Genomic DNA, 14,201 nt, shown 5'->3' with positions numbered 1-14,201 from the left:
AAAAATAATTCTAAAACTTAATTTTAAATTCCAAATTCGTAAATTCAAAATTCCAAAAATGGGAATAACATAAAAATTGAATTATCAATTTTTAAAATTTCAAAATTTAAATTCCAAATTCCAATTTTGACCTCAGTCATAAAAAAGCCAAAATACATTAAAATGCATTTCGGCTTTAACAGATTTAAAATTTAAATCCCTCACTTTTAAAAATTAGAATTTGAGATTTAAATTTTGGAATTTATTTTTTATTGTTTCTTATTAAAATCCCCTGCATAAACAGAGCTCATACTGTCAAGAGAAAGATACTTTTTCAGAACCTTATTTACGTCTTCAACCTTTAAGGCTTTGACTTTAGTTTCAAGCTGGTCATAATCATCCAGCGCAATTCCGTATTGCAAATAATTATTTACCAGATCCATTAAAGTAGTGTCAACGCCTAATCTTGTTTTTCTTTCGTTTTGCCAGCTATTCATATTTGATTTTAATTCTTCAGCTGTAAATCCGTCTTTTAATGCTTTTGCGATTTCTTCTTTTGCGGCAGTTTCTACAGCGCTCTTTTTTGTTGGGTTCAAAAATGCATAGTAGGTCCACGCAGCTGCATCATTTGTAATTGGTACATCCACAAAAGAACCTGCACCGTAACTTATACCTTCTTTTTCACGCAATCTCATTGGAATTCTGGCACTTAAAAACCCACCGTTTCCTAACATTTCATTTGCCATAACAAATGCCGGATAATCCGGATTTTTTCTATCCATTTTAAAACTGATTCTTCCCAGCGCAACTGCATTTTCTTTATCCGGTGTAATAATATCTTTATCTAATTTTTTGGTTTCAAAATATGTTGGCAAAGCAAGTTCGTATTTTGATTTAGAATTCCATTTTCCAAAGGTACTTTCTAAAATTTCACCTGTCATTTTCGCATCCAGATCTCCAACTACACTTCCTACTCCATTATTTCCGCCTAAAATAGTAGTATAAAAATCAACAATTTCTGATTGTTTTATTTTTTTAAAGGCATCAATTTGTTCCTGAATAGTTGGTGTATAAAAAATACTTCCTTTTGGATATTGTGTTGTTATTCTCGAGATTTCTGTAAATGCCACAGATTGCGGATCATTAAGACTGGACTCCAGATATGTATTATATTCGCTGATTGTTTTGGTAAGTTCATTTTCAGGAAAAGTAGAGTTTGCCAATAAATCGCCTAAGATTCCCATTACCTCTTTAAAATGTTCTTTGTAAGTATTAACACTAACTGATAATGTTTGTCCGGAAAAATTAAAACTAATAGAAGATTTTAACTGATCTAATTTGTCCTGAATTTGCTCTTTGGTCTGTGTTTTAGTTCCTGTTTTTAATAATTGAGCCAGGATTTCGCCAACATCGCTTTTACCTTCTAAATCTTTTTCATTACTAACCGGAAACTTGAAACTTGCCTGAACTTTTCCGCCTTTTATTTCCTTTTTGATTAATCCGTATTTAATGCCATTTGACAATTTACCTTCAACAAAATTTTGTTTTAGATTTTTAATTGATGCTTCAAATGCTGCAGCTTCTTTTTCTAAGGCTTTTCCTTTGTAATCTTTTGCCAGGGCTGCCAATTGTTCATCTGTATATTCATTTGATTTAACTCTGGTTTCATCTTTAGACGGAATAAAAACCCCCACTGTTCTATTGTTTGCTTTAAAATATTTCTCAGCAACTCTCTGAATATCTTCTTTGGTTAATTTTTCTACTTCATCTCTGTACAAAAAGCCAAGTCTGTAATCGCCTGCTCCAATAATTTCGGTGAGGTTAATAGCAAACGAAATAGTGTTGTTTTTTACTGTTTCTATCTGTTTGATGATTTTTGCTTTTGCCCGGTTTACATCCTGATCTGTATATTTTATTGTACCTATTTTATCAAGCTCGCTTCTTACAATGTCTTTTGTCGTATACACATCTTTATCATTTGGAACGGCAACTCCAAAATAAATAAAACTTGCATCCCTAACTGTAGGCTGCCAAAAGTAAATATTAGAAACTTTTTGTGTTTCTACTAATGCTTTATACAAATAACCTGATGGATCTGCAGTCAGGATTTCGCCCAGCGCATCGATTGCGGCATAATCTTTATCTGCATAAGATACCGTGTGATATAAAGCACCTACATTTTTACTGTCACCTGCTCTTTTAAGCTCTACATATTTTTCCCCATCCTGAGCAGGTTCTATTGTATACGTTTTATCTAAAACTCTTTTTGGCCTCGGAATTGCCCCAAAATACTGCCCAACATACTGCAGTGCTTTTTGTTCCTCAAACTTACCCGCAATTATTAAGGTTGAATTGTCTGGCTGATAATATTTTTCGTAAAAAATGCGCAGTCTGTTAGCTTTTACCCTTTCAATATCTTCTTTACTTCCAATTGTGCTGTTTCCGTAATTGTGCCACAAATAAGCGGAAGAAAGGATTCTGTCCTGTAAAACTCCGTCGGGATTATTTTCGCCTATTTCGAACTCATTTCTTACTACAGAAAATTCTTTGTCAAGATCGGTTTGCAGAATAGTTGAATTAATCATTCTGTCGGCCTCCATTTCAATACTCCATTTCAGGTTTTCATCGTTTGACGGAAAAACTTCGTAATAATTTGTTCTGTCAAACCAGGTTGTTCCGTTTGCATTTCCTCCTTTATCAGAAAGCATCTTTTTAATATCTCCTAAATTTTTGGTACTTTTAAAAAGCATGTGCTCCAAGAGGTGCGCCATTCCTTTTTCTCCATAACCTTCATTTCTGGACCCAACATTGTAGACAATATTAACTACCATATTACTTTGAGAAGCATCCGGAATTAAAAGAACTCTTAATCCATTATTTAAAGAATATTCTTTGACACCTTCTACATTGGTAATGTATTTGGGTGCCTCAACTTTTTTTTGTGCATAAAGCGGACTCAATGAAACTAATGCAAAGCATAAAATTCCACCTAGTAATACGTTTTTCATAGGATGTGTTTGATTGATTATTAATTTGTTAATGATAATCAAATATAATATTTTTCTTAACTAAAAAATGACATTCATAAAGATTTAGAAATTGAAAATGTACAGGTATAAAAAAACCTGAAACAAAAATATGTTTCAGGTTTTAGTTTTAAAAATTCCTATTGAAGTTTGGAATTTAATATTATTAAACGGCAGCTTCCGATTTTACATTTTCGAAATTTCCCTGCAAATGGGCCGCATTCGCTCTTCCACTCGGATCAAGGTTTTCCTGCCATTTCGGAATCCACTTACGAACGGTTTGCGCCGCACTTACCTGCGGATAATATTTATGAAAAATTGATCTGTAATAATACGCTTCTTTTGTGGTTGGTGTATTATACGGAAATTCGGCACTTGCTCCAGCCAATTGCTCATCAGTAACCTGAGATGAACAATATTCTATTAATTGGTCCACCCAGTTGTATCCAACTCCATCAGAAAACTGTTCTTTTTGTCTCCATAAAACTTCACTTGGCAAATAAGGGTTTTCCGGCGTATCAAATGCTTTTCTTAAAATATATTTTTCAATTCCGTTATGTGTTTTTGGCTGTTTCTCTTCGGTTTTTATTCGAATCGTAACATCCAGAAAATCTTTATCTAAAAACGGCACTCTGGCTTCTATTCCGTTTGCCATAGTTGTTTTATCAACACGAAGTAAATCGGCTGTAAAAAGCTTTTGGACTCTTTCGATCGTTTCGTCCTGAAATTCTTCTGCCGAAGGTGCATTTCTAAAATACAAATGTCCTCCAAAAATCTCATCGGCACCTTCTCCTGAAAGAATTACTTTTACTCCTTTATCAATTATTGCTTTAGACAATAAATACATTGGAACTCCGGAACGTACAGAGATAATATCGTAGGTTTCGATATGAGAAATCACTTTTTCTAAAATAGCAACACCTTCTTCTACTGTAAAATGTATCTCATGGTGCTCTGTTCCCAAAAACTCAGCCGCTTTTCTCGCTGCAGCATTATCCGGCGCATCTGCATCTAAACCAATAGAAAAAGAAGGCAGCTTTTTACCGCTATCATTCAGCAGTCTGGAAGCAATTGATGAAATTAAAGAAGTATCCAAACCTCCGGACAAGATAACTCCAACAGGAACTTCGCTCATTAAACGTTTACGGGTGGCTTCAATCAGGCTTTCTCTAATTAAGCTTAAATCTAGTGGTTGATCTGCATTTTTATGATCTTCGTATTCAGGATGATAATACTTTACAAAACCGCTTTTTGCCGTATAATAATGCCCCGGAGGAAAAGTTGAAAATGATTTACACTGATCTGCAATTGATTTCATTTCTGAAGAAAAATAAATTCTTCCTCTCTCATCTAAACCATAATATAAAGGTTTTACACCAATTGGATCTCTTCCGGCAATATATTTATCACCGTCAATAATTACGAAAGCAAAATCTCCGTCTAGTTTGTTACAAAAATCATATCCAAATTCTTCATACAAATGCACGATTACTTCTGAATCTGAATTTGTTCTGAAAGTATGCTCTTTTAAAACCGTATTTTTTAGTTCCTGATAATTGTAGATTTCCCCATCATGAACCATCCATGCTTTGTTTGTTCCCTGAATAGGCTGTTTTCCGGACTGCAGATCGATAATGGATAAACTTTCATGACAAAGTATACTTCCATTCTCCATAATATGCAAATCACTTTCATCAGGTCCGCGATGTGACATTCTCTCAGAAAGTTGTTTTACAAGCTGCGGGTCTTTTCCTTTACCAATAACGGCTAATAATCCAGACATACTATTCTATTTTTTATTTTATTTTTATGTTTGAGTTCAGATAAACTGAACATTAAAAAATCATTAAAATTATTCGGTTGAAAAGCAAAACTAAATATTATTTTTTGCTTTCCTACATTTTCAATATTAAAATCTTAGGTATTTAACTTTTTTGGGGAATGTCAAATATAAAAAAAGTAAGTTAAATAATTATCGAAAAGTTTTTATAAAGAACTGAAATATAGAATTTAACAATTTTAGACAAGAAAGACGTTCTTAAATAAGAACGCCTTTCTGCAATATATATACTAATTCTAATAATTAACTCATTTATGCTTTTGCATACGCATCGTCATGCACGCTGGCAACTGCTCTTCCGGAAGGATCGTTCATGTTTTTGAAAGCTTCATCCCACTCTAAAGCGATTTTTGTACTACAAGCTACACTGGCTTCCTGAGGAACACATAATGCCGCTGCATCACTTGGGAAATGTTCTGAAAAGATCGAACGATAATAGTATTCTTCTTTAGAAGTTGGAGTCTGTAATGGGAATTTATATTTCGCATTTGCCAATTGCTCATCTGAAACTTCTCTCGCTACAACTTCTTTTAAAGTATCGATCCAGCTGTATCCTACTCCATCAGAAAACTGCTCTTTTTGTCTCCACGCCACACTTTCCGGCAGCATATCTTCAAAAGCTTTACGAACAACCCATTTTTCCATCGGATGTTCTTTGTTGATCATTTTATCTTGCGGGTTAATGCGCATCGCAACATCCATAAATTCTTTATCTAAGAACGGAACACGACCTTCAATTCCCCATGCTGCTAAACTTTTGTTGGCACGTAAACAGTCGTACATGTGAAGTTTACTCAATTTACGAACGTTTTCTTCGTGGAATTCTCTGGCATTTGGCGCTTTGTGGAAATATAAATATCCTCCAAATAACTCATCTGCTCCTTCTCCTGAAAGAACCATTTTGATTCCCATTGATTTGATTACCCTTGCCATTAACCACATTGGAGTTGAAGCTCTTACTGTAGTTACATCATACGTTTCCAGGTTGTAAATTACATCACGAACAGCATCTAAACCTTCCTGGATTGTAAATTTAATTTCGTGGTGAATAGTTCCGATGTGATCTGCCACTTTTCTTGCTGCAGCTAAATCCGGCGAACCTTCTAAACCTACAGAGAAAGAGTGTAATTGCGGATACCATGCATCTGTAGTATCATCTGATTCAATACGTTTTTGCGCAAATTTTTTGGCTACAGCCGAAGTAATAGAAGAATCTAAACCTCCCGAAAGTAAAACTCCATAAGGAACATCACTCATTAATTGTCTGTGAACTGCAGCTTCAAGTGCTTTTTTGATTTCAGGAATACTTGTTTCGTTGTCCTTAACCGCATCATAATCAACCCACTCTCTTTTGTACCATTGTACAAATTCTCCATCTTTGCTTGATAAATAATGTCCCGGAGGGAATAATTCGATTTTAGTACAATATCCTTCCAAAGCTTTTAATTCAGAAGCAACATAAAAAGTTCCGTGCTGATCCCAGCCAATATACAATGGAATAATTCCCATATGGTCGCGGGCAACAAAATATTCATCTTTATCAACATCATAAATCGCAAATCCGAAGATTCCGTTTAATTCGTCAACAAAACTCACTCCTTTTTCTTTGTATAAAGCCAGGATAACTTCGCAGTCACTTTCTGTCTGAAAGTTATATTTTCCTTCAAATTGTTTACGCAATTCTCTGTGATTGTAAATTTCACCATTTGCAGCCAAAACCAATTTTTTATCTTCTGTAAATAAAGGTTGTTTTCCTGAAGCTGGATCTACAATCGCTAAACGCTCATGAGAAAGAATGGCTTTATCATTGCTGTAAATTCCGCTCCAGTCCGGTCCGCGGTGACGAATGATTTTAGACATTTCTAATACTTGAGGTCTTAAAGCTTCAGCTTTTTGCTTTAGATCAAAGGCACATACAATTCCACACATAATTTTATATTTTAACTTTTAAATTTTATTTTGATAAGGCAAAGATGAAGTATTAGTTACAATTGAAAAACACAAATAGTAAAATCAGTTACAAATATTAATTAAAATAATTAATTTACATACTAAATGTAAAATTTTGACATCAAAAAAAGTCTTAAACTTGAAAATTTTAATTTCAGAAGAAAAACTGGTTTAAAATTGAAAGTTTAGAATGATTTTTTGAATTAAATTTTGAGTTATTTAGACATTCGTAAAAGATTCGCAAACAGATTGCAAAAAGCTGTTCAAAAATTATTCTATCTTCAATTAGCATACGTTTGTCATTCTGAGGAACGAAGAATCTTCGCAAGAAATTCGATAAAGATTGGCAACTTAGATTCTGGAACTACTTGTGAAGATTCTTCGTTCCTCGGAATGACAAGATCGAATTATATTTAGTCCCTACGGGACAATCTTATATCATACACATTATATTGGCTACCAATATTTTGCTCCTAACGGAGCATATCTCGTAGAGATTAAATATCGGTAGAAAAAAACCCGCAGAGTAAAATTGTCCCGTAGGGACTAAATCTGCATTTTAACCTAATTATTCAACACTTTCGACAATATAATGAGTTTTATTTATTTCAAACTGAAACCCAGCCTTATTTCCCATTAAATGGTTTCCTAAAGGAGATTGTGGAGAAAGCGCAATAACATTAGTTCCGTCAATTGCAATTTTGGGAAGCGCAACACTTACGTATAAATAAATTCCGTTTGCTTTTACCAGACTTCCGGAAATTATATTTTCTGTTTTTTTTGCCGAATCAATTTTATCTAAAACAGCTTTTTGAGCAATAGCTTCTTTTAATTTGTTGGTGAGTTTTTCCTGCTCGATATGCATCATCGATAAAGCGGTTTCATGCTTATCTCCCGCAGATCCTTTTGCATCATTTTTAGAATCTTCTGTCAATCCCGAAATCATGTCTTTAAAAACATCTATTCGGTCTTGAACCATTTGCAGATAATGTGAGTGTATTTTTTCTTTAAAAGTCATTTTTTGAGATACTGCTGAGATGCAAAGATGCTAAGTTTTTTTCTTTATTAAAAAAAACAGCCACGAATTCACGAATCTACTCCAAAAAATTCATGAGTTCATGACCGAAAAAAGGCACCTTTTTATTCTGAAAAAAAGTTTATCCCATAGCGTCGTATGACAGCTGTTTTTTTAAAAATCGAATTTGTAATTTCCTCCAACTAAAACCTGAAAGCCCTGAACTGGATAGTTCAGCCATCTTTCATAAGCCTGATTTCCAATATTATTTAATTTTAAGAAAAAAGTCAGGCGCTCGTTGTATTTATATCCTAAATGCGCATTGGCATCAAAATAGCTTTTTAAAGTTGTAATGACAGGATCTGTTCCAAGAGTCAGATTGGACTGCATATCTTTACGCTCCCCAACATAGAAAACATTTAAACCTGCGTACCATTGTTTTGTAATGTTCACATCAAGATTGGAACTTAGTTTCATAGAAGGTAAATTCCATGCTTCCAATCCGTCTGTTTTGTAGCTGTTAAAAGTTCCGTTGATTCCAAAAGAAACATTCTGAGAAAAATCAGCTTTTAATTCTCCATAAAAACGAAAAGTCCTTACATCATCATAAATTACACTAAATGAATTTCCAAACGCATAACTCTGGTTCGAAAAATCTTCTGTGTAATCATTGCTTTTAAATAATGCTTTGTCTTTTTCATTCAAATAAGAACCCGTTAAATTATAGCTTACATTATTAGCCAGTTTTCCTTTTAACCCTGCAAAAACAGTATACTGATTACTGGTTGGTCTCATGTTTAAAGTTGGAGACAAAAACGGATTCTCGTTTACAAAATCGGCATAGGAATTTTGGTTTAAACTTCCGTTAACTCCCGTATAGAAAATCATTAAATCGCCCACTAATTTGTATGATGCATTTACTTTTGGATAAATATAAAATTTATTTCCGCTGTTCTCAGAATCTAAAGCATAAAACAATCCGGCTCCTAATTCTAAAGTCCAGTCGTTTTCATGCACTACAAAACTTGGCTCAATTCCAAAATTTGTCAAACTGTATTTTAATGGTTCAACGTTGTCCCATGCATAATTATGCTCAAACGAACCGCTTACGTGATCTACAATAATGTTAGTGTTTATTGCCTGATCCATCACATCAACCTTGAAAGTGGGTTTTAAATAAAAACGATTTTCAGCAGAAGAAAAACTGTCTGAAAAATGCGTGAATTTTGTCGAAATTTTACTAAAAATACCTTCTGTAAATTCTGCATTTCCACCTAATGAAATGGTATTGTAAGAGTGATTCGGATTTATTCCTCTAATCAAATCTTCCTGAGTTCCCGGTGCTAAAGTCATTCCAAAATCAGCCGGCAGACCATACCAGTTATAAACCTGATTCTGATAACCCAGATCAACACCCCACGATACATCACGATTATTTACACCATAACCAATATTTACTCCGGTATCATAAAATTCATCATTAAGATTTACATCTTTAATTCCGCCCTGCGAAGAATGATGGCGAAGCATTCCGGCTAAATAATCATTGTTTCCTAAATCCTGAGTTACGAATAATTCAGCGTTTAGTGTTCCGTAGTTACCAACTCCAAGTGTGGCATAATTATTAAATAATCTTTCTTTTTTAGATTTATCCACACCCTGTGCATTTCCTTTTGAAGGCGTAAAAGTCGAAGCCACCGGAACAGACAAAATACTATATTTAATAGTTTCTTTCGGCTGATTTCCTGCATCGTCAAGCGAAGGGGCTTCTTTTACTTTAAAAGCGTCAGATATGGTTGGCGAATAAGGTTTTACTACGTTTACCGTTTCAGTTCCTATGCTTTCATTCTTCTTAACTTGCGAAAACGAAAGCTGGCACACCAATAGCACTAATAAAACGATGAATTTATTTCGGCAGTTAATTTTCATATTTATTTTTTTTCAGAGAATTTTTAGAGAAAAGATTATAGAATAAAGAGAATAGACTTCTCGTTATTCTAAATTTCTCATTTCATTTACTCTATTTTCTTTATTCTATTTTCTATGTTCTTAAATTTAAAATCTGAATTCTAAAATTCTAAGCTTCCCAATCTCCTTTAGCAACAAACTGAGCTTTACCACCTATTTTTATATCAAATTGATCTTGTTCTAATTTACCTTTAAAATAAATTTGAGACGGCCTGTTGATATAATCTCCCTGATGATTTGTTAATTCAATTTCTGAAGCATGATATTTTAAAAGATAAGCCTGCAAACAAGTGCTCGCACTTCCTGTTGCTGCATCTTCAACCAGCTGATTATTTTCAACACACAACATTCTGCTGCTCAGTTTCGAGTTTTCAAAACTGTAAAAATACAAGGCCCTGTGATTCGTTTTGCAATGCTGTTTCAGCCATTCGTTTGTTTTATCCTTGTCCAAAACCAAATTCTCCAATGCTCTTTGACTGTTTAACGGTACGATCACAAAAGCGCTTCCTGTTGTAACTTCCTGAATTAGATATTGATTGTCAAAATCATCAATTGTCAGATTGCTGAAAGATGGGAAATCTTCTTTGGCAAAAACATCCCAAAATTTTGGCTGTGCTGCTTTCAGCCATATTAAATCCTCAGTTTTATTAATCGCAATTGGTCCAATAGGAACTTCCAGCGCGATTTTTTCCGGAGTATTTTCGAATATTTTATTCATCAAAACCCAGGAAGTACCAATTATCGGATGCCCCGCAAACTGCATTTCATGTGCCGGAGTAAAAATCCTGATTTCAGCTCTATTATTTTCCCGATCTAATTTTGTAACAAATGTGCTTTCAGCAAAATTAATTTCACGGGCAATTTGCTGCATTTCTTCCGCCTTAAGGTTTTCAGCATCTAAAAAAACCGCTAGCTGATTTCCGGCATATTTTTTATCAGCAAAAACATCAACTATATAAAAAGGTAAACTCATTTCTTATATTTTTTTAGAATAAAGAGAAAAGAATATAGAAATTAGACTTCCAATCTTTGCTTCAATCTATTTTCTTTTTTCTATTATCTATTTCTATTTTTTTACTTATTAATTGAAGAATTCGTTTTTGATTCTTCTAACTTAATTGCACTCAGCTCTTTTCTGGCTTCTTCAACAACATCCGGATAATCTGTAAAATTGTTGATTACATTATCCAGAATATAAGTTGCCTGATAGCTGTCTTTTAATCCATAAAAGTTTTTCGCCATTAAAACCAAACTTTTAGCTCCGTAATATTTGTAAGCAGAATAGCTTTTTGCCAGTTTTTGAACTGCAGCATTCGAAGCATCAAATTTTCCTTCTTTGGTTTTAAAATATGCATCATAGTACAATGCTTCTGCAGCCAATTCTCCTTTTGAAGTTGTAGATAGTTTGGCATATGCAGCTTTTGCTTTATCTTCATTTCCGGTTTGAATAGCTGCACGTGCCACAATAATCTGAGCATCGGCTTTTACGTTTGCATCAGCTTTTGGATTTTCTAAAACTTTATCTGCAGCAAGAACCGAGTTATCATAATCTTTTTTGTCATAATAACATTTCATCAGATTTGCTTGTGCAAAGTTTTTATTTTGAGGATAATCTGCTTCACTTTCCAGACGAACCAGTACCGGAATTGCTTTATCACAGTCTTTTGCTTTTAAATAAATCTGAGCCAGTCTGTTTAAGGCCTGCTCTGTCAGTTCGCTTCTTGGCTGCTCAATTACGTATTGATAATTTTGAATTGATTTTGTTTCAGAACCTTCCGCATAGTACAATTGCGCCAGATAAAAATTAGCTTCTAAAGCATGCAGTCCAGATGGAAATTTGCTTACATAACCTGCAAATCCTGTAATTGCCGCTTTGCTGTTATTTTGGCTGTATTGTTTATAAGCAGCATCGTAAGTATCATTATCCAGTTCTGCATCTGTAACCGAAACAAAATCTAAAGTTCTAACCCATGTGGCATATTCATCCACTTTTCCTGAATCAACATAAATTAATCTTGCTGTCGAAACGGCTTCTAATGCTTCTGGGGTTTTAGGAAATTCTGCAGCAACTTTTTTGAATTTTGTTAATGCCTGTTCGTCGCGGTCTGAATTATAATAGATCAAGCCTTGTTTTAAAATAGCTTTTGAGGTAAAAGATCCATTTTTATATTCTGAAATTAACTCATCATAAGTTTTAATCGCTAAATCATTCTTTTTATCTGCCACGTAAGTATTTCCTAATTCGAATAACGCATCATCCCGATATTCTGATTTTTTATACATTTTAAGGAAATTATTCAACTCGCTGATTTTTTGATCATTTTTTGACATAAAACCATATGAAAGTGCTTTTTGAAACTGAGCATAATCGGCATCAACTCCTCTGGCATCGATTGCTTTTGCATAAGCTTCGTTTGCCTGTGCGTATTTGGAGTTTACAAAACGAGAATCTCCTAAACGCAGATATGAATCATTTAAACGTACTTTATCTTCTTTTGAATTATCAATTTGGGCCTGAAAAGAATTCGCCGCATTATCGTATTCCTTTAATTTAAAATACGTGTAACCAATGTTGTAATTGATGTTTTTATATTCGTCTGTCGATTTTGCGGCAGGAAGTCCTGCAAACTGTTTATAAGTCAGTAAAGCATTTTGAAAATCATCTGTAACATATTCTGTTTCAGCTTTCCAAAATGTTGCACGAGCTGTAAACTCAGGAGTTTTTTGTTCGCTTACGGCACTTTTAAACATTTTGGCAGCTTCAGTATAATTGGACTCATTGAACAACTCTACTCCTCTGTAAAAAAGTACTTTTTGATACGCTGCTTTATTTTCTGCGCTTCTGTTTTTTTCTAATAAAGCCAAAGCTTCTTTATAATTTTTAGTCGAAATATAAGAATCTACTAAAAGTTTCTCTACTTCTGCCCTGCTTGAATTATTTGGATATTTTTTTAAGAAATCAAGTAAAATTCCCGGAACCGTTTGATACGCATTTCCAATATCATAACTCACTTTAGCATAATTTAATGCAGCATCTTCCTGGATTTGTGCATTAAAATCCATTTCCGAAGCATTCTTAAATGCATTTAAAGCTTCTTGTTTTTTACCTGTGTTTAAATAACTTAAACCTAAATGATAATACGCATTTTGAGCTACAAAATCTTTTCCTTCAATAATTTTATTGAATTGAGAAATGGCTTTTTCGTAATTTTTCTGTTCATAATACGCGTAACCTAACTGATAGAAATCGGTATTATTCCATTTTCCTTTTTTGCCTGCGTATTGCTCTAAATACGGAATTGCTTTATCGTATTGTTTTAAATTGAAGTAACTTTCGCCTATAATTTTATTCAATTCAGATTTTTCCATATCATTGGATTTCGCCATTGCTTTTTGACCCAAATCAATTGCTTTTTGGAAATTCCCTAATTTAAAATTCATGTCAGCCTGATAATACGAAAGCTTTTCTTTGTACTTTTCTTCTCCGGAAACTTCATCAAAGTATTTTGTAGCTTCTTTATAATCGTCGCCTTCATAAGCCATAAATCCTAAATAATATTTGGCCTGCGACCCAAACTCAGGAGAGTTTACCACCTTATTAAAATACGCTGTCGCTTCTTTTTTATTTTTTGCATTAAAATAGCTGTATCCTTTTTGAAAATTAAATTTATCAGCTTCAGATTTGCTCATGTAATTTTCATCAACTTTGTCAAACCACTGCAGAGCTTTTGGGTAATTACCCTGCTCAAAAAAGTATTGAGCCACTTCTATATAGGCTTGGTTTTGCTTGGTGCTTGTTGGGTAATCATCAACAAATTTTTCCATTAACGCATCAGCATTTGGCTGATTGGTTCTGATAGCGCAATTGGCAATGTAGTAAGCACAGTCTGATTTCACTTCTTCTGTGGGTGCAGTATTGTTTTTTACGTATTCGAAAATATGTTGTGCCGAAGCGTATTGTTTGTCATTATATAAAGCCAGTGCTTTGTCAAAATCCTTTAATTCGTAGGTATAAATAGCTGATTTTTGTGCCGAAACTATAGTCGAAGTAAGGATAATTTGGAATAAAAAGAACCTGGAAAGTCTACGCATTTTAGTTATATTTAGTATTCAAATTTATCATTTTATACCGTTTATAACGAAACGTTTCTGTTATTTATTATGAACAAATCGTTTAATAGTTGTGATTAAACTACTTATAAAGTCACAAATTATTGGTTCTCAAACATTCAAAAACTGAATATTTTGCAATAATTAGAGTTCTGCAAGCAAATTTAATCGGAACATAATGCAGTTCAAATTAAATGAACTTATTATAACTTATAAGGTTTAATTTTTTATGCTCTTTTTAGCGATTTTATTCAGAAATGATTGAAATTTATTTTGAATCCAATCGTTATCTTATTACTTTTACCATTCAAAT

At 33.6% G+C, this 14,201-nt stretch carries 7 protein-coding genes; all 7 read right to left on the bottom strand.

Features of this window, described 5'->3' with window-relative positions:
* Positions 1-248: 248 nt before the first annotated feature.
* The 7 genes from ASE21_RS20405 to ASE21_RS20375 all read right to left on the bottom strand — a co-directional run bounded on the left by ASE21_RS20405 (position 249) and on the right by ASE21_RS20375 (position 13,870).
* Positions 249-2,987 (bottom strand): M16 family metallopeptidase, encoded by a 2,739-nt coding sequence (locus ASE21_RS20405; protein WP_057124537.1) that lies wholly within the window; start codon positions 2,985-2,987, stop codon positions 249-251.
* A 184-nt stretch (positions 2,988-3,171) separates the two neighbouring features.
* Positions 3,172-4,788, bottom strand: coding sequence for an asparagine synthase B (gene asnB / locus ASE21_RS20400; RefSeq protein WP_057124536.1), 1,617 nt, complete (start codon positions 4,786-4,788; stop codon positions 3,172-3,174).
* 309 nt (positions 4,789-5,097) lie between these two features.
* Positions 5,098-6,774 carry an asparagine synthase B gene (gene asnB / locus ASE21_RS20395; RefSeq protein ID WP_057124535.1) on the bottom strand — a complete coding sequence of 559 codons (1,677 nt, stop codon included), beginning with the start codon at positions 6,772-6,774 and terminating at the stop codon, positions 5,098-5,100.
* A 589-nt stretch (positions 6,775-7,363) separates the two neighbouring features.
* Entirely contained in the window at positions 7,364-7,813 is a 450-nt protein-coding gene (locus ASE21_RS20390; RefSeq protein WP_057124534.1) for a hypothetical protein, read from the bottom strand.
* A gap of 171 nt (positions 7,814-7,984) precedes the next feature.
* The gene (locus ASE21_RS20385) at positions 7,985-9,739 is read right to left on the bottom strand and encodes a TonB-dependent receptor (RefSeq protein WP_057124533.1); all 1,755 of its coding nucleotides are present in this window, start codon (positions 9,737-9,739) and stop codon (positions 7,985-7,987) included.
* 148 nt (positions 9,740-9,887) lie between these two features.
* A complete protein-coding gene (locus tag ASE21_RS20380) occupies positions 9,888-10,751 on the bottom strand; it encodes a PhzF family phenazine biosynthesis protein (RefSeq protein WP_057124532.1) in 864 nt (287 codons plus the stop codon).
* A 101-nt stretch (positions 10,752-10,852) separates the two neighbouring features.
* A complete protein-coding gene (locus ASE21_RS20375; protein ID WP_057124531.1) occupies positions 10,853-13,870 on the bottom strand; it encodes a tetratricopeptide repeat protein in 3,018 nt (1,005 codons plus the stop codon).
* Between the last annotated feature and the right edge of the window lie 331 nt (positions 13,871-14,201).

The sequence above is a fragment of the Flavobacterium sp. Root901 genome, from assembly GCF_001429765.1.
Lineage (GTDB): Bacteria > Bacteroidota > Bacteroidia > Flavobacteriales > Flavobacteriaceae > Flavobacterium.
Note: the sequence above shows the minus strand (reverse complement) of the source record. Positions and strands in the feature narration are given on the sequence as shown.

Excerpts from the sequence above, each read along its gene's own strand:
- ASE21_RS20405 (WP_057124537.1), bottom strand. The coding sequence starts at position 2,987 with ATGAAAAACGTATTACTAGGTGGAATTTTATGCTTTGCATTAGTTTCA.
- asnB (WP_057124536.1), bottom strand. The coding sequence starts at position 4,788 with ATGTCTGGATTATTAGCCGTTATTGGTAAAGGAAAAGACCCGCAGCTT.
- asnB (WP_057124535.1), bottom strand. The coding sequence starts at position 6,774 with ATGTGTGGAATTGTATGTGCCTTTGATCTAAAGCAAAAAGCTGAAGCT.
- ASE21_RS20390 (WP_057124534.1), bottom strand. The coding sequence starts at position 7,813 with ATGACTTTTAAAGAAAAAATACACTCACATTATCTGCAAATGGTTCAA.
- ASE21_RS20385 (WP_057124533.1), bottom strand. The coding sequence starts at position 9,739 with ATGAAAATTAACTGCCGAAATAAATTCATCGTTTTATTAGTGCTATTG.
- ASE21_RS20380 (WP_057124532.1), bottom strand. The coding sequence starts at position 10,751 with ATGAGTTTACCTTTTTATATAGTTGATGTTTTTGCTGATAAAAAATAT.
- ASE21_RS20375 (WP_057124531.1), bottom strand. The coding sequence starts at position 13,870 with ATGCGTAGACTTTCCAGGTTCTTTTTATTCCAAATTATCCTTACTTCG.